This window comes from Acidovorax sp. GW460-11-11-14-LB4, from assembly GCF_059423685.1.
On sequence record NZ_JBWKYJ010000001.1, the window covers coordinates 65,327 to 81,282 of the forward strand.

At 68.1% G+C, this 15,956-nt stretch carries 11 protein-coding genes; 7 read left to right on the plus strand and 4 right to left on the minus strand.

Annotated elements, in window-relative coordinates; translation table 11 throughout:
* The first annotated feature begins 20 nt into the window (after nt 1-20).
* From AC07X4_RS00300 to alkB, 4 genes are all read left to right on the plus strand, one after another.
* Nucleotides 21-2,915 (plus strand): DEAD/DEAH box helicase, encoded by a 2,895-nt coding sequence (locus AC07X4_RS00300; RefSeq protein WP_494738880.1) that lies wholly within the window; start codon nt 21-23, stop codon nt 2,913-2,915.
* Nucleotides 2,916-3,142: 227 nt separating this feature from the next.
* Nucleotides 3,143-4,276: a bifunctional DNA-binding transcriptional regulator/O6-methylguanine-DNA methyltransferase Ada gene (ada, locus tag AC07X4_RS00305; RefSeq protein WP_494738881.1), complete on the plus strand. Its 1,134-nt coding sequence runs from the start codon at nt 3,143-3,145 to the stop codon at nt 4,274-4,276.
* Nucleotides 4,273-5,028, plus strand: coding sequence for a 2OG-Fe(II) oxygenase (locus AC07X4_RS00310; RefSeq protein WP_494738882.1), 756 nt, complete (start codon nt 4,273-4,275; stop codon nt 5,026-5,028). Before ada ends, AC07X4_RS00310 begins: the two co-directional genes overlap by 4 nt.
* 55 nt (nt 5,029-5,083) lie before the next feature.
* The gene (alkB, locus tag AC07X4_RS00315; protein ID WP_494738883.1) at nt 5,084-5,737 is read left to right on the plus strand and encodes a DNA oxidative demethylase AlkB; all 654 of its coding nucleotides are present in this window, start codon (nt 5,084-5,086) and stop codon (nt 5,735-5,737) included.
* Between the two features lie 25 nt (nt 5,738-5,762).
* Here alkB and AC07X4_RS00320 read toward each other — a convergent pair whose 3' ends face one another.
* On the minus strand, nt 5,763-6,875 hold the full coding sequence (locus AC07X4_RS00320; RefSeq protein WP_494738884.1) for a DUF3592 domain-containing protein: 1,113 nt from the start codon (nt 6,873-6,875) through the stop codon (nt 5,763-5,765).
* Nucleotides 6,876-7,183: 308 nt separating this feature from the next.
* Here AC07X4_RS00320 and AC07X4_RS00325 point away from each other — a divergent pair, with 308 nt between their 5' ends.
* Complete coding sequence (locus tag AC07X4_RS00325; protein WP_494738885.1) at nt 7,184-7,705, plus strand: EVE domain-containing protein; 522 nt, start codon at nt 7,184-7,186, stop codon at nt 7,703-7,705.
* Between the two features lie 38 nt (nt 7,706-7,743).
* Here AC07X4_RS00325 and AC07X4_RS00330 read toward each other — a convergent pair whose 3' ends face one another.
* Entirely contained in the window at nt 7,744-10,548 is a 2,805-nt protein-coding gene (locus AC07X4_RS00330; protein ID WP_494738886.1) for a PAS domain S-box protein, read from the minus strand.
* A gap of 152 nt (nt 10,549-10,700) precedes the next feature.
* Here AC07X4_RS00330 and AC07X4_RS00335 point away from each other — a divergent pair, with 152 nt between their 5' ends.
* Nucleotides 10,701-11,204 (plus strand): flavodoxin family protein, encoded by a 504-nt coding sequence (locus AC07X4_RS00335; protein ID WP_440596013.1) that lies wholly within the window; start codon nt 10,701-10,703, stop codon nt 11,202-11,204.
* A 9-nt stretch (nt 11,205-11,213) separates the two neighbouring features.
* Here AC07X4_RS00335 and AC07X4_RS00340 read toward each other — a convergent pair whose 3' ends face one another.
* Nucleotides 11,214-12,179: a class I SAM-dependent methyltransferase gene (locus AC07X4_RS00340; RefSeq protein WP_494738887.1), complete on the minus strand. Its 966-nt coding sequence runs from the start codon at nt 12,177-12,179 to the stop codon at nt 11,214-11,216.
* Nucleotides 12,180-12,337: 158 nt separating this feature from the next.
* A complete protein-coding gene (locus AC07X4_RS00345) occupies nt 12,338-13,435 on the minus strand; it encodes a GlxA family transcriptional regulator (RefSeq protein WP_494738888.1) in 1,098 nt (365 codons plus the stop codon).
* A 138-nt stretch (nt 13,436-13,573) separates the two neighbouring features.
* Here AC07X4_RS00345 and AC07X4_RS00350 point away from each other — a divergent pair, with 138 nt between their 5' ends.
* Nucleotides 13,574-15,946, plus strand: a complete 2,373-nt coding sequence (locus AC07X4_RS00350; RefSeq protein WP_494738889.1) for a penicillin acylase family protein — start codon at nt 13,574-13,576, stop codon at nt 15,944-15,946.
* The last annotated feature ends 10 nt before the right edge of the window (nt 15,947-15,956 follow it).

Genomic DNA, 15,956 nt, shown 5'->3' on the forward strand with positions numbered 1-15,956 from the left:
CATGGGCACAATGCCAGCTCATGCCCAGCCTGCCGCAGTCACCCGTTCCACCCACGCCCCCTGCAGGTCGGGCCCATGTGGTCGCGCAATGGGCCCAGGCCCTGCGCAACCGGGCTGACAGTGCCGCCCTGCAGCAGCTGCCCCCGCTGACCGACGCCGAGGCCGCGCAGGTCATGGCGCAGCTGCGGGGCGATGGCAGCCACCCCCCGGGCCACGGCCCGGTGCCCAACACACCCGATGGCGTCGTCCCCGGCCACTTTCGCCCGCGCATCACCCTCATGACGCTGGGTCGGGGCGATGGTCTGCTGGGCATGGCGCCCCAGGGCAAACTGGGCCCGCGTGGTGACAGCGTGACGCTGGTGCAGATTGACTGGACCTACCGCACCGACGATGGCGCCACCTGGCAGACGCCGGCCCCCACCTCCATCCTCAACGCGCGCCCGGCCCCGGTGCAAGACCTGTTCGACACCGGTGGCCCGGTGGTGCGCATGCAGCGCAACCTGGCGGCTGAAGCCGACGCCATGGACCGCGTGTGGGACCTGGGCCTGACCCCTGTAGACCCCAAAAGCCTGCAGTGGCGCCACCGGGCAGCCGCCACCACGCTGGGCCCTGTGTGGACGCTGGCGCAGGAGGCGCACTTTGGCGACTTCTGGGCCGACGTGGTTCCCCAGTTGCGCACCGAGGGCTGGAGCGTGGTGGTACACCCCGGCTTTGCGCACGAAAGCGTGCCTGTGTCGCGCTGGAAGCTGGTCATTGCCCCCGACACTGGCGAGCTGCTGGCCAAGGAAGTCGATGGCCCGCTGGGCACACGCCAGCGCCCCGTGCAAAAGCTCATGCTGCCCGAGCGCGAGGGCGCCTGGCTGCTCAGCCTGGGCATCGAGATCAACGGTGAAACGCTGGACCTGGCCCCCATGCTGGCCGACCTGCTGCGCCGCGACGCCCGCTGGCTCAACGCGCGGCAGATGGCCGCCATTGACGACATCGCCATCATTTCGCTGCGTGCGCCCGGCGGCAAGCGCATCGAGGCGCCTGCCGGGCCACTCAAGGCCATCGTGGGCGCCATGGTGGACTTGCTGACCGACCCCACCCGCAAACAGCTGAAGGACGGCGACCCGCTGCGCCTGGGCGCCTGGGAGGCCCGCCGCATTGAGGCCCTGCGTGCCGGGCTCGTGCAGGTGCACCGCGTGGGCACGGTGAACGGCTGGAACAACGACTGGCAGTTGCAAGGCGACGTGGGCCTGGCGCAGCTCGCCAAGCGCCTGCGCTCCATCGGTGCGCCCCAGCCGGTGGCCGCACCGCAGGGCCTGCAGGTGCAGCTGCGCCCCTACCAGCTTGAAGGCCTGGCCTGGCTACAGTACCTGCGCGCCCAGGGCCTGGGCGGCATCCTGGCCGACGACATGGGCCTGGGCAAAACCGCACAGGCGCTGGCCCATGTGCTGACCGAAAAGGAGGCCGGGCGGCTGAAGCGCCCGGCGCTGGTGGTGCTACCCACCTCGCTGCTCTTCAACTGGCAGGCCGAGGCCGCGCGCATGGCACCCAGCCTGCGCGTGCTGGCCCTGCATGGCGCCGACCGTGGCAAACGTTACCTGCGCATCGCTGACCACGACCTGGTGCTGACCACCTATCCGCTGCTCTGGCGCGATGTGGACGCGCTGGCCGCCGAGCCCTTTCACTTGCTGATCCTGGACGAGGCCCAGATGGTGAAAAACGCCGGCAGCCGCAGCGCCCGCGCACTGCGCAAGCTGCAGGCGCCGCACCTGCTGTGCCTGACCGGCACGCCGCTGGAGAACCACCTGGGCGAGCTGTGGGCGCAGTTCGACTTTTTGATGCCCGGCTTTCTGGGCGATGTGCGCAACTTCAACGCCCGCTGGCGCAAGCCCATCGAGGAAAACGGCGAAACCCTGCGCGCCCAACTGCTGTCGCAGCGTGTGCGCCCCTTCATCCTGCGCCGCCGCAAGCAGGACGTGGCCACCGAACTGCCGCCGCGCACCGAAACCATCCTGCGCGTGCAGCTGCAAGGCAAACAGCGCGAGCTGTACGAGGCCGTGCGCACGACCGCCGACAAGCAGGTGCGCCGCGCACTGGAGCGGCAGGGTTTTGAAGGCTCGCAAATCGCCATCCTGGACGCGTTGCTCAAGCTGCGCCAAGTCTGCTGCGACCCACGATTGGTCAAAGGCATACAACAAAGCCCCCACGCTCCGCCGCTGCGCGGGTCGCTGCCCCCCGAGGGGGACGCTTTTTTGTCTTGGGGCGGCCCGGCGGCAAAAAGGACGGCGCACTCGATGGAGCGCGCCAAGCTCGAACTGCTGGCCGACCTGTTGCCCGCCCTGGTCGATGAAGGCCGCCGCGTGCTCGTGTTCTCGCAGTTCACCGAAATGCTGGGCCTGGCAGCCGAGCTGCTCGGCACCCTGGCCCTGCCCTACCTCACCCTCACCGGCCAGACGCCACCCCGCCAGCGTGGCGCGGTGGTGCGGCAGTTCCAGTCGCAGGACGCAACCAGCGTCCCCATCCTGCTGGTCAGCCTCAAGGCCGGGGGCCTGGGCCTGAACCTCACGGCCGCCGACACCGTGATCCACCTGGACCCCTGGTGGAACCCCGCCGTGGAAGAACAGGCCACCGCGCGCGCCCACCGCATCGGGCAGGACCAGCCCGTGTTTGTCTACAAGCTGGTGGTCGAAGGCAGCATCGAAGAGCGCATGCTGGAGCTGCAGGCCCGCAAGGGCGCGCTGGCCCAGGGCGTGCTGGGGCACGATGCCGAAGGCGCAGTCAAGTTCAGCGAGGCCGACCTGCACGCCCTGCTGGCGCCCCTGACCGAACCGGCCAACAACCCGTTGGGTATACCCGGCGAAGACGCGCTGCGCTGGGGTGGCACGGGCAAACGGCGGCCCCGGCCGCTGCAGCCACCTGAAACCTGAGTTTTGGGCACTTTTACCTTGTAGCGCTAGTAAATCATGCGCCGGCAGCTATCAATAAGTGAGCGCACTCACCCGTGCGGGGAGCATTGCGCAAAAGCGCAGAATTCGAAAGCAAGCTTCGGAGTGCGCCCCACAGCCCCTGTCCCTAGAGTGCATGGCATTGCAACCCACCTTGTGAGCCCTGCACCATGATGAATGTGACCGCCCTTCTTCCCCGCAGCACCCCCATGCCCACCCGCCACCGTCCCAACACCAAAGCCGCGCAGGCAGCCGCCACCCAGGCCGACCCGCGCTGGGCGGCAGTGGTGGCGCGCAGCACTGAGGCCGATGGAACGTTCTGGTACTCGGTGCAGACCACGGGCGTGTACTGCCGCCCCAGCTGCGCGTCACGCACACCCCGGCCAGAGAACGTGCTGTTCCATGCCAGTTGCGACGATGCGGAGCGCGCCGGGTTCCGCCCCTGCCAGCGCTGCAAGCCGCGCCAGGCTACCGCGCTGTCTCACCACGCGGCGCTGGTGACGGAAGCCTGCCGCATCATCGAAAGCGCTGCGCCCGGTGAGGCCCCCACCCTCGATGCACTGGCAATCCGCGTGGGGCTGAGTGCCTCGCACCTGCACCGCATCTTCAAGCAGGCCACGGGCCTCACCCCCAAGGCCTATGCGGTAGCCCAGCGCGCGCAGCGGCTGCGCAGTGCGCTCGACAGCCCGACCACGGACTCGGTGACGGACGCCATCTATGGCGCGGGCTACCAGTCCAGCAGCCGGTTTTACGAACAGTCGGCCCAGGTGCTGGGCATGCGGCCCAGCCACTACCGCGCGCGGGGCGCATCGCAAGACATCCGCTTTGCCGTCGGCCAGTGCTCGCTGGGGGCCATTCTGGTGGCGCAGAGCGACCGGGGCATCTGCGCGATCTTGCTGGGCGACGACCCCGACGCGCTGCTGCGCGAGCTGCAGGACCGGTTTGCGCAGGCCCGACTGATTGGCGGCGACGCCGCGTTTGAAGCCCTGGTGGCGCAGGTGGTGGCGTTTGTCGAAGCCCCGGGCCTGGGGCTGAACCTGCCGCTGGATGTGCGCGGCACCGCGTTCCAGCAGCGGGTGTGGCGGGTGCTGCAGGCCATCCCGGCCGGGCAGACGGCCAGCTATGCCGAGGTGGCCCAGCGCATTGGCAGCCCCAAGGCCGTGCGGGCCGTGGCCCAGGCTTGTGCAGCCAATGGGCTGGCAGTGGCCATCCCGTGCCACCGGGTGGTGAAGAGCGATGGCGCGCTGTCGGGCTACCGCTGGGGCGTGGAGCGCAAACGCGCCCTGCTGGCGCGCGAGTGCGATGCTGAAGCGGCCCCGCTGACGGCGGAAAAGGTGGCATGAGCGTGGCGGCTCTTTCCAGCCCGGGCACGCTGGCGGATAGCGTGTGGCACCAGCGCGCGGCCACCATCGACTGGCAAACCGCCAGCGAGGCCCTGCACCAGCAAGGCAATGCCGTGCTGCCCCAGTTGCTGACTACTGCCGAGTGCGCCGCCCTGGCGCAGTTGTACGGCCACGCGCAAGAGGGCACCTTTCGCAGCCGCGTGGTGATGCAGCGTCACGGGTTTGGCCAGGGTGAATACCGGTACTTCAGCTACCCGCTGCCCGATCTGGTGGCGGGTCTGCGCGGGGCGCTGTATCCGCATCTGGCCCCCATCGCCAACCAATGGAACACCGCGATGGGCATCGACGTGCGCAACCCCGCGCAGCATGCCGACTTCATCGCCCGTTGCCACGCCGCAGGCCAGGTGCGCCCTACCCCGCTGCTGCTGCAGTACGCCGCTGGCGACTACAACTGCCTGCACCAGGACCTGTACGGCGAGCATGTGTTTCCGCTGCAGGTGGCCATCCTGCTGTCGGAGCCGGGGCGAGACTTCACCGGCGGCGAGTTCGTGCTGACCGAACAACGCCCGCGCATGCAGTCGCGGGCCGAGGTGGTGCCGCTCTCGCGCGGCGACGCCGTGGTGTTTGCCGTGCACCACCGCCCCGTGCAGGGCACGCGCGGGCCCTACCGGGTGCAGATGCGCCATGGCGTGAGCCGCTTGCGCAGCGGGCAGCGGCACACGCTGGGCATCATCTTTCATGATGCTGAATGAGGTTGTCACCGCCAAAGCCGTTGCAGGCAGCCCCTCGCCAAAGATGACAGATGCCATGACCGCCAGCCTGTTCGACGACCCACCCCAGCCCGCCCGGCCACCCGAGGTGCTGGAGCCCGGCGCCCTGGTACTGCGCGGCTTTGCGCTGGCGCAGGCGGCGGACTTGCTGGCTGCGGTGCAGCAGATCACCGCCCAGGCGCCCTTCAGGCACCTCGTCACTCCCGGCGGCCTGACCATGTCGGTGGCCATGACCAACTGCGGCGCGCTGGGCTGGGTGAGTGACCGCAGCGGTTACCGCTATGACCCCACTGACCCACAGACCGGCCAGCGCTGGCCCGCCATGCCGCCGCTGTTTCGCCAGCTGGCGCTCGATGCAGCGCAGGCCGCAGGCTTTGCCCACTTTGCGCCCGACGCCTGCCTCATCAACCGCTATGCCCCCGGCACACGCCTGTCACTGCACCAGGACCGCGACGAAGGCAACTACGCCCACCCCATCGTGTCGGTGTCGCTGGGTGTTTCGGCGATGTTTCTGTGGGGTGGTGCGCAGCGGGCGGACAAGACCCGCCGTATTGCGCTGCTGCACGGCGATGTGGTGGTCTGGGGCGGGCCTGCGCGCTTGCGGTTTCATGGGGTGCTGCCCTTGCCCGAAGCACACCACCCGCTGACGGGTGCACACCGCATCAACCTCACCTTCAGAAAGGCCGGTTGAAGTCGCCGGACCCACCCTGTTGAACTCAGCGCGTGGCGTAGCCGGTCCAGCCGCCGATGGATGCCAGCAGCTTGTCGGCCTGGGCGCGCCCCTTCAGGTCCTGGGCGATGGTGATCTGCCGCCCGCCCCGCAGCTCGGCCACGATGCGGAAATACACCTGGCGGTTGCCGTTGCTTTCGACCGTGTAGCTCTCCACCACCCGCAGCCGGGCAATGTCGTGCGGGGGCACCTGGTGCCAGCGCAGCATCAGGCCCAGCAGGCGCCGCTCGGTGCGCAGGCCGGTGTGGTCCAGCTGCACGCGCAGGCTGTTGGCCAGGGCGTAGAAGCTGGCCAGCAGCAGCACACCGCCCACACCGCCAAACAGCAGGCGGAACAGCCACGGCGCCACATCGCCCGATGATTCCTGCTCCCAGGGCACCAGCGCCCCGACGGTCAAAAACACAGCCCCCACCAAGGCCAGCGCTAGCTTGAGTCCCCACCAACGGCCCGCCGGAAAGTACATGGCCACCCCGCCGGGCGTGCGCTCCACCCGCCCGGGCACGCCTGCCGCCAGCGACTGGGCGCCACTGCCCGCACGGCCCTGCGGGGCGCGGGTGGGGCGCAGCACATACACCAGCAGACCGACGCCCACGCCGCCAAACACCATCACAAACACCATCTTCAGGGCCAGCAGGCCGGGCCGCAGGCTGCGGTCAATGACGGCGTCCGCAGGATCGGACGGACTGACCCAGACCTGAACGGGCGCGCCGTCGCGCAGTGCCTGCTCCAGCCGCACACCCAGCGCTTCCTGAAAATCGCCCACGTTGTCGCCACCACCGCTGATTGCCACGCGCTCGCCCTGGTACTCACGGCCCGCCACCTGATAGCGGTAGGTGGCCTTGACGGTGTAGGAGCTGGATTTGCTGCTGCGGCTGGTTTCCAGCCGCGCAGCCACCACCGTGGCAGGAACGGGTTGCCACCACTGCATGCGTGCCCAGTCGTACAGCGTGGGCAGCACACTGAGCAGCAGCATGCCCACACCCACGGCTGCAAATGGCAGGGCAAACAGGCCCAGCAGCCAGCCCCCAGCGCGCTTGCCGCCACGGGCAGCCGCGTCGCGTGCACCCTGCGCATGGGTTGAGGGGGAGCGTTTGATCATGGACAAAGTACAGGGCAAATAAGACAACAAACCGACGCGGTGATGGCCCTGGTGAGTGCCGCCACATGCGGCCTGGACCGGTGCGACTAGCCTTGCACTGTCAGATTCTGCGGCGCGTCCCCGGGCTGCGCAATCTGCCATGCGGACAGCAGGCCATTTCAACGCGTTGGCAGCCGATTTATGGTGTTTTTGGCCACAAGCGCTAGTGAAACATGCCTGGATAGCTATCATATAGATAGCATTTCACTAGCTGCGACTTGGGCTGCGGCGCCCGCCACCACCCTCGGCATCTTTGACAGAATGCGTCCATGGTCACTGCTCCCCCCCCTTCACACCCCTCGCACGCCGCCGCGGGCCGCCCGGCCCAGTTCTGGCTCATGAAGTCCGAGCCGGACGAGTGCTCCATCGACGACGCTCTGGCCGCGCCCAAAGCCACCGTCCCCTGGACCGGCGTGCGCAACTACCAGGCCCGCAACTTCATGCGCGATGCGATGCAGGTGGGAGACGGCGTGCTGTTCTACCACTCCAGCTGCCCCGAGCCCGGCATCGCCGGCCTGGCCCGCGTGGCCAGCGGCACCCGCCCCGACCCCACGCAGTTCGACCCCACATCGCCCTACCACGACCCCAAATCCCCGGCAGACAACCCCCGCTGGCTGCTGCTGGATGTGCAGGCGCTGCGCAAGACGCGGCTGATCAGCCTGGCCGAGCTGCGCGCCCACCCGGAGCTGGCGGACATGCGGGTGTTGCAAAAGGGCAGTCGCCTGTCCATCACGCCGGTAGAGGCGTCTGAGTGGGGTTACATCACCGAAGTGCTGATGCAGGGCGGCTGACGCGCGTCGCTGGCCTGCCTAGCGCCTGACAATGGCAGTCACAAGCTGCGCTCGGCCGACACATGCCCCTTGTCGGCGTACATGGCCTGGTCCGCCGCACGCAGCAGCTCGAACGTGGTGGTGCCATCGCGGGGGTAAAGAGCGGTGCCGACGGCGGCCGACACGCTCACCACGCGGCCCTCACCCAGATCGATGGGCTGCTCGATGGCCGCCATCACCCGGCGCAGCGCCTGGTCCACCTCGGCCGGGTCCTTCACGGCGGTGAGCACCAGCACAAATTCGTCACCACCGATGCGGGCCGCTGTGTCGTTGCCCCGCACCTGCTTCAGAAGGCGGCGGGCGGTAACCTTGAGCACCTCGTCGCCCATGTCGTGCCCGTAGCGGTCGTTGATGGGCTTGAAGCCGTTGAGATCGAGATAACTCACTGCCGCCTGGGTCTGGGTGCGGTCGCTCAGGGCAAAAGCCTGGGCCATGCGGTCGGCCAGCAGCAGCCGGTTGGGCAGGTGGGTGAGCCCATCGTGGAAGGCGATGTGCTCCACCTGCTCCTGGTACTGCTTCATGGCGGTGATGTCCTGCATGAGCCAGAGCGACTCGCCCTGCCCCTCCAGCAATACCCCATTGACGTCGATCCACACCATCTCGCCCGTCACCTTGCGCATGCGGCGCTGCTGCCGGTAGTGCTGGCCAGAGGCCAGCACCGCGTAGGCATCGCGGCCAAAAGCCAGAAAGTCCTCCTGGTCCACGTACATCTCTTCGGTCGTTCGCCCCTGTAGCGTGCCGGGCGCATAACCAAAGATGCGCTCCAGCGCCGGGTTGCGCCAGACGATGACACGGTCCTTGACCTTGGCGATGCCGATCAGGTCGTTGTCCAGCATCGCCTGCTGCTCCAGGTTCAGCGTGTGCAGTTGCTGGCGCGCGGCGTGCAGCTCGCTCACGTCGTACATGATGGAGCGGCTCATCACATAGTCGCCCTGCGCATTGAGGATGGCGGTGGACGACACGCTCACCCGCCGCTGGACGCCGCCACGGCCACACAGGTTGAACTCCAGCGGTCCGATCTTGCCCGTCTGCAAGAACACCGGAAAACACGCGGTGAACAGCGCCTTGCCCTCGTCATCAAAAAAGTCTGCGGGGCCCAGCTTGCCGATGACCTCCTCGCGCGGCAGGCCCAGCCACTGCAGGGTGAGCAGGTTCAGGTGCACATATTTGCCCTGGCGGTCCAGCGCGTAGTACCCGCAGGGCGCGTGGTCATACAGGTCCTGGAATTGTTCTGAGGCCTGTCCCAGCTCGGCCTCCAGCTGGCGGCGCTCGGTGATGTCGCGCCCCACAGACTGCCATTCCACCAGCTGTCCCGCATCGTCAAACAGCGCACGGTTGCTGAACTGGCACCAGCGGATGGAACCATCGCCCGACACCACGCGGTTTTCGATCACCACCAGCGGATTGCGAGGGTGGATGGCGGCGAGCTTCTGTGTGACCAAGGGCAAATCGTCAGGGTACACGATGGGCGACCATACCCGCCCCAGCACATCCTCGCGGCGCAGATGAAAGAGCCTGCAGAACGCATCGTTCACAAACGTCATGCGGTTGTTAGCGTCAAAGCGGCAGATGATCTCGGTCTGGTCTTCGAGAATCGACAGGTAGCGCTGCTCGCTTTGCTGCAGGGCCCGGGTGCGCTCGATCACGCGATGCTCCAGCTCGGCGTTGGCCTGCTCCAGCGCGGCCTTGCCATCTATCAGGCCCTGGGTCATGTTCTGCAGGGCGGAGCGCAGATGCTGAAACTCCACCGTGTCCATTTCAAAATCAAGCGCCGCGACCTGGCCCGAGGCCTGCACCTGGCGTGCCGCCTCGGCCAGCCGCTCCACCGGCTGGCTAAAGCGCCGCGCCGCCCAGTAGGCCAGAGCCACCAGCAGGGCCGCCATCAGTCCCAGCAGCAGCGCGAGCAGCGTGTGCAAGCGGTTGATGGGCGCAAGCGCCATCTCCAGCGGCTGCCGCGTGACCAGCATCCAGCCCAGGTCCGTGACCGTCTGCGCACGCACCGGCACCACGGCAGTCAGGTAGGTCTCCTTGGGGTCATCGCCCCAGGACATGACCTGGAACGTACCCTGCGACGGAAGGATGGGAAGCGCCGCACGGGGCTGTTCGACCGCGCCTGCGGTGTTGATGACGCCGTCCTTGTTCACCAGCAGAACCTCCAGCCCGCCTGTCATCGGAGACTGCGGTGTGGCGCGGCGAATGATGTCCTGCACCCAGGCCCAGTTCACATGGGCCGACACCACGCCTTTGAGTACCGAGTCCTGCCCCCGAACGGGCGACGCATAGTCCATGAAGCGCAGGGGCACCGGGCTGCCGGGTGCGCGCAGCAGTTTGTCCAGCAACACCGCATCGTGGGCATCGCCCACATAGGGCCCTTGCTGGCCCGCGCTGAACCAGGGGCGCTGCGACACGTTTTGGCCCCGCAGCAGGTTCCCGGTGGACACCTGCACCACGCCCTGCGCGTCGGTCACGCCAATCCAGGAGTAAAACGGGTAGGACTGGCGGATTTGCTCCAGGTGCGCTTGTAGTTGGGGTGCGTAGCCGTCGTCACGGGTCAGCATGGGCAGGTAGCTGAGCAACGCGATCTCGCGCTCACGCTCTTGCATGCCCTGGGCCAGCGCCAGCGCGATGGGCTGGCTGGCACTGACCAGTGATTGGCCACTCAGCTCGGTCAGGTGCCGCGTCAGCACCTGGTCGGCCACCAAGCCAATCGCCAACCCCGCCAGGACTGCCGTACCGCCAAACAGCAAGGTCAGCCGCGAGCGTGTGGTCTGCAGCCATGAAGACACAGCAGGCATCAGGGTCATGAGGCAGCGGGCATTTCAGTGTTTGACAGCCGCCGATTCTGGCATCGAAAGCGCTGTGCAAGTCGCCGCCAGGCAACGCTGCAGGGTGGTAGAAACCCGTTCGGTGACGCACCCTGCTTCGCTGCGAGTACCGCTGCCTCTATGCTGCCCCCATGACCGCTGCCAAAACCCTGCTGATCGTCTACCACTCCCACACCGGCGGCACCCGGCAGATGGTGGACGCGGCCTGCGCGGGAGCGGTGGCAGCCGACAGTGGCGTGGAGGTGCGGCTGCTGGCCGCGCCCCAGGCCCAGGCCGCCGATGTGCTGGCGGCGGACGGCTATCTGTTTGCCACCCCAGAAAACCTTGCAGCTGTCAGCGGACTGCTCAAGGACTTTTTTGACCGCACCTATTACGCGGCGCTCGACCAGATCAATGGCCGCCCCTACGCCACCCTGGTCTGCGCTGGCAGCGACGGAACCAATGCCGCCCGCCAGATCGCACGCATCGCCACGGGCTGGCGCCTCAGGCAGGTGGCGGACCCACTGATCGTCTGCACCCACGCGCAAACGCCCGAAGCCATCCTGGCCCCCAAACAGATTGCATCGACCGACCTGGAGCGCTGCCGCGCGCTGGGCGAAGCCATGGCGGCAGGGCTGGGGATGGGGGTGTTCTAGAACAGGCTCTCAGGCCGGCGCCGCCAGCTCGGGCGCCTGGTACACCAGCACCTTCAGCGCCCGCTCCGGCTCCACATCCGCAAACACGGGTGGATTGGCCACGCGCTCCACAAACCGCAGATCGGGCGCCAGCTCCTGCATCTGGTCCTGCAAGAAGGCCAAGCCCAACTCGGGCGCATTGAGGCACAGCAGCGCGTGGCCGCCGGGGGCCAGCAGGTCGGGCAGGCGGCGCATAAGGCGGGCGTAGTCCTTGGTGGCGACAAAGCTGCCCTTCTGGTAGCTGGGCGGGTCCACGATGACCAGGCCGTAAGGGCCGCTGCGGTTGATCTTGCCCCAGCTGCTGAAGATGTCGTGCGGCAAGAAGGCGGCGCCCGTGGTGTTGCCGTTGAGCTGGTGGTTCTGCTGCCCGATGCCGATGGCGCCGTGGCTCATGTCCACGTTGACCACCTGTTTGGCGCCCGCCTGCAGTGCCACCACCGAAAACGCGCAGGTGTAGGCAAACAGGTTCAGCACCTTGAGGCCATAGCGGTCTGCACTGCGCGCTGCGGCGTAGTTGCGCACCCATTGGCGGCCTGCGGCCATGTCCAGAAACAGGCCGTGGTTCTGGCCGCGCAGCACATGCGCGCGGTAGCGCACGCCCGCTTCGGTGACCACATGGGGGTCGGGCACCGCACCTGCCATCAGGCGGGTTTCACTGCGCCCCTCGATGCGCAGGGCCTCGCCCCGGTGCTGGAAGACCCAGTTCAGCGGCTGGCCTTCCGGCGCAATCTGGGACCAGCGTGCCTGCAGCGCCTCGCCGACGTTCGCCAGTTCAGCGTCGCTGGCTGGCGCAAAGCTCGTCAGCACGAACACTGGCGGATACGCATCCAGCACCCACTGCTCGCAGCCCGGAAACAGCCCACCCCGGCCGTGGAAGACGCGCTGGGCGTCGGTGGGCAGGGGCATGGAGGCAATGGCGTCGAGCAGGGCTTGCATGGAGAAAAGGGCTGGCAAAAAACAATTTCAGAATCAAAACGGCATGATGTGCTAGTCCAGCATGCCTGGGCAGCTATTGATTCAATAGCAATTGAGCATTATCGCCGCCAGCACTGGCGCAGACACCCACCAGCGACAGCGAATGGCCGTGGGCCCGGCTACACCCGCCCGTCGGTGCCAGGCAGCCCCTGCCGCCCCAGCCACTGTTTGCGCGATGTGCGCAGCTTGAAGCGCTGGCGGTACGCCCCTGGCGTCACCCCGGCCACGCGGGTGAACACTTTGCGAAAACTGCCTGTGTCGTTGTAGCCGCATTGCTGCGCCACATCGTCCACCGTGAGGTAGGTGGTCTGCAGCAGCGCCTGGGCCTGGGCAATGCGCAGCCGGTGCAGGTAGTCCTGCGGTGTTTCGCCATGCACCTGGGCAAACCAGCGCAGCAAGGTGCGCGGGCTGGTGGCGGCGGCGCGGGCCGTGGCCTGCAGGCTGTAGGGCTCGTTGCGGTGGTCCTGCAGCCAGCGCCGCGCCTGCTCCAGCGCGCCCGCAGCCAGGGGGTGGCCCGTGGGGGTTTCCATGGCAGTGGTGGCGGTCAGCTGGCGCTGCGGGTCGAACAGCAGCGCGTGCGATGCGGCCTGCGCCAGCTCGGCCGCCGGTGTCTGGGCCAGCAGGTCCAGCATGGCTGCCAGGGTGTCCTGCAGGGATGCGGTGGTCCACAGGGCACCGTCACGCTGCCAGGTTCGTTCCCGCTGCCAGGCCACCTCGGGCACATCGGCCGTCCTTGCCCCACTCTCGCTGGACTGCAGCACGATGGACGGCGCAAACACCCACGGCAGCGCCGCCTTGCGCCCAGCCAGCAAGCCACAGTGCGCCAGCAGGCTGGACCCGTTGAACAGCGCAGCCACCAGCCCGCCCCGCTGCAGGTGGCCCTGCAGCATGGCGCCAAAGTGCTCGCTGTAGCGCCGACTGATCTCACGCAACTGCGGCCCCGTGGGGACCAGCCAGCCGGGGATGACGACCACATCCAGCGGCTCCGAGCCCAGTTCCGCGCCGGGCACTGGTGGTGGGGTGGCGTCGCGCTCGTGCGGCATCTGCAGCCACAACCAGCGCACCACGGGCTGCGCGCCCCCGGGGCGCATAGCCGCCAGCATGTTCATGGCGCGCAGGGCGTCCACCGCAGCGGCGGCGGTGCTGGCAATGCTGCCGTGCCCCCAGAGGATGCCCACGTTCAGGCAGGACGGCAGTGCAGTTTTGGCAGAGGGCATGGTGGCGATCTTGCCACCCTTTGTGGCCAAAGCGCCACCGCTTCGCGGTGTTACCGGGCAGTAGCATGACCGTGCGACGACAGCGCCCCGCAGCCATTGCCCTGCGCTGCGGGCCCACACAAACGGAGACACCCACCCATGCACGAACCCTCAACCCATCGCGGCCTCTCGATGGCCCTGACCACCCTGGGCGCGGCCTGCACCGCCCTCTTTCTGGCGGGCTGCGCCAGCCAGCCAGGCGCTGCACGCGCAGATCGCAGCGTGACCATTGAGCGCACCACCTACGGCATTCCGCACATCACCGCGAACGACCCCGAATCGCTGGCCTACGGCGTGGCCTATGCCTATGCGCAGGACAACGTCTGCATGACGGCCGACCAGCTCGTGACCGCGCGCGGCCAGCGCAGCAGCACCTTCGGCGCCCAGACCATCGGGCTGCTGGGCCGCCGCTACATCCCCAATGCGCAGATCGACCTGTTCATGGCAGCCCACATGGACGACGCCATGCTGGAGCGCGCCTGGGCCAAGACCAGTGCCGAAACGCAGGCCCTGGCGCGTGGTTATGTGGCGGGCTACAACCGCTTCCTGGCCGACAACGCCGCCACCCTGCCCGATGCCTGCCGGGGCAAGCCCTGGGTGCAGCCCATGACCCTGGCCCAATACCGCCGCATGGCCGAGGTGGTGGCCGTGCAGGCCGGTATTGCCGCGCTGGCCGATGGCATGCTGGGCGCCCAGCCGCCCGCGGCCAAGGCCGCGCAGGCGCCCGCCTCTGCAGTGAACCTGGCCGATGCCGCGCAGGCGCTGCGCGACGTGGGCCTGCTCGACTCGCCCCTGGGCTCCAACGCCTGGGCCTTTGGCAAGGATGTGACGGCCAACGGCAGCGGCATGTTGCTGGGCAACCCGCACTTCCCGTGGAGCGGCCCCAACCGTTTCTATGAAGTGCACCTGACCATGCCAGGCCAGATGGACGTGATGGGCGTTGGCATTGGCACCTACCCCATGGTCTCCATCGGCTTCAACAAGGACGTGGCCTGGTCGCACACGGTGTCCACCGGCAAGCGTTTCACCTTCTACGAAGTGACGCTGGCCGAGGGCGACCCCACCACGTACTTGGTAGACGGCAAGCCCGAGAAGATGACCGCCCGCAAGGTCAGCGCCCAGATCCCGGGCCCGGACGGCAAGCTGCAGACGCAAGAGCACACGGTGTGGTCCACCCGCTGGGGCCCGCTGGTGGTAGTGCCCCGCGCGGGCCTGACCTGGAACGCCAAGACCGCCTACGCCCTGCGCGACGCCAACACTGGCAACACCCGCATGATGGACGCAGCCCTGGCCTTTGCCCGCGCCCGCTCGGTGCAGGACCTGCACAAGGCGCACGCCAACCTGGGCCTGCCCTGGGTGAACACGCTGGCCGCCGACCGCAGCGGCCAGGCCATGTATGCCGACGTGAGCGTGGTGCCCGATGTGGATGCCGCCCAGCTCGCCCGCTGCGCACCCAGCCAGCCCGCCGCCGCGCTGCGCGCCGCTGCCGGCCTGGTGGTGCTGAACGGATCACGCGCCGACTGTGACTGGCGCCGCGACAGCGCATCGCCCGTGCCGGGGCTCATCCCCATCGGCCGCATGCCCGTGGCCTTCCGCACGGACTGGGTGCACAACAGCAACGACAGCTTTGTCTACACCCACCCCGGCCAAAAGTTTGAGGGCATCTCGCCCCTGGTGGGCGACGCCAGCCTGACCCGGCCACGCACCCGCGCCGGGCTGGCCGAGATTCCTGAAATGCTCGGCCGGGGCAAGGTCACGCTGCAGGCCATTCAGGGCCAGTTGTTCGAGAACCGCAACTTCATGGCCCAGGTGGTGGTACCCGACCTGCTGGCCGCGTGTGACAAGGCCCCCACGGCCGAATCCCGTGACGGCTGCGCGGCCCTCAAAGGCTGGGACCGCCGCAATAACGTTGAGTCACGCGGCGCCCATGTGTTCCGCGAGTTCTGGCGCACCGCGCGCAACATCCCCGGCGTGCACCGCGTGCCCTTCGATGCGCAACAGCCCGTGGCCACCCCTGCAGGCCTGAAGATGGAAGACGCCGCCACCGCCGCCAAGGTGTGGGAGGCGCTGGACGGAGCCGTCAAGGCCATCCGCACCAGCGGCTACACGCTCGACGCCACGCTGGGCAGCGTGCAGCGCCCCGCCATCACCGAAGAAGCGATTGCGCTACACGGCGGCGAGGAGTTTGAAGGCGTGCTCAACAACCTGGGCCGCCAGGAGCCCGCACCCATCAACAAGGCAGGCTTGCGCATCGACTACGGCACCAGCTATGTGCAGACCGTGACCTTCGACGCCAAGGGCCCAGTGGCCCAGGCCATCCTGACCTATGGCCAGTCCACCAACCCCGCATCGCCCCACGCCAACGACCAGATGCGTGAGTTCTCGGCCAAGCGCTGGCACACCCTGCCCTTCCACCGCGACGACGTGGTGAAGGCGCGCGTGGGCGAGCCGCTGCGGCTGGTGCGGCCTTGAGCGCCTGCGA

Bases quoted from the DNA above. Each gene is read 5' to 3' on its own strand.
- AC07X4_RS00350 (WP_494738889.1), top strand. From the start codon at position 13,574: ATGCACGAACCCTCAACCCATCGCGGCCTCTCGATGGCCCTGACCACC.
- AC07X4_RS00325 (WP_494738885.1), top strand. From the start codon at position 7,184: ATGGTCACTGCTCCCCCCCCTTCACACCCCTCGCACGCCGCCGCGGGC.
- AC07X4_RS00340 (WP_494738887.1), bottom strand. From the start codon at position 12,179: ATGCAAGCCCTGCTCGACGCCATTGCCTCCATGCCCCTGCCCACCGAC.
- AC07X4_RS00335 (WP_440596013.1), top strand. From the start codon at position 10,701: ATGACCGCTGCCAAAACCCTGCTGATCGTCTACCACTCCCACACCGGC.
- AC07X4_RS00345 (WP_494738888.1), bottom strand. From the start codon at position 13,435: ATGCCCTCTGCCAAAACTGCACTGCCGTCCTGCCTGAACGTGGGCATC.
- alkB (WP_494738883.1), top strand. From the start codon at position 5,084: ATGACCGCCAGCCTGTTCGACGACCCACCCCAGCCCGCCCGGCCACCC.
- ada (WP_494738881.1), top strand. From the start codon at position 3,143: ATGCCCACCCGCCACCGTCCCAACACCAAAGCCGCGCAGGCAGCCGCC.
- AC07X4_RS00330 (WP_494738886.1), bottom strand. From the start codon at position 10,548: ATGACCCTGATGCCTGCTGTGTCTTCATGGCTGCAGACCACACGCTCG.
- AC07X4_RS00300 (WP_494738880.1), top strand. From the start codon at position 21: ATGCCCAGCCTGCCGCAGTCACCCGTTCCACCCACGCCCCCTGCAGGT.
- AC07X4_RS00320 (WP_494738884.1), bottom strand. From the start codon at position 6,875: ATGATCAAACGCTCCCCCTCAACCCATGCGCAGGGTGCACGCGACGCG.
- AC07X4_RS00310 (WP_494738882.1), top strand. From the start codon at position 4,273: ATGAGCGTGGCGGCTCTTTCCAGCCCGGGCACGCTGGCGGATAGCGTG.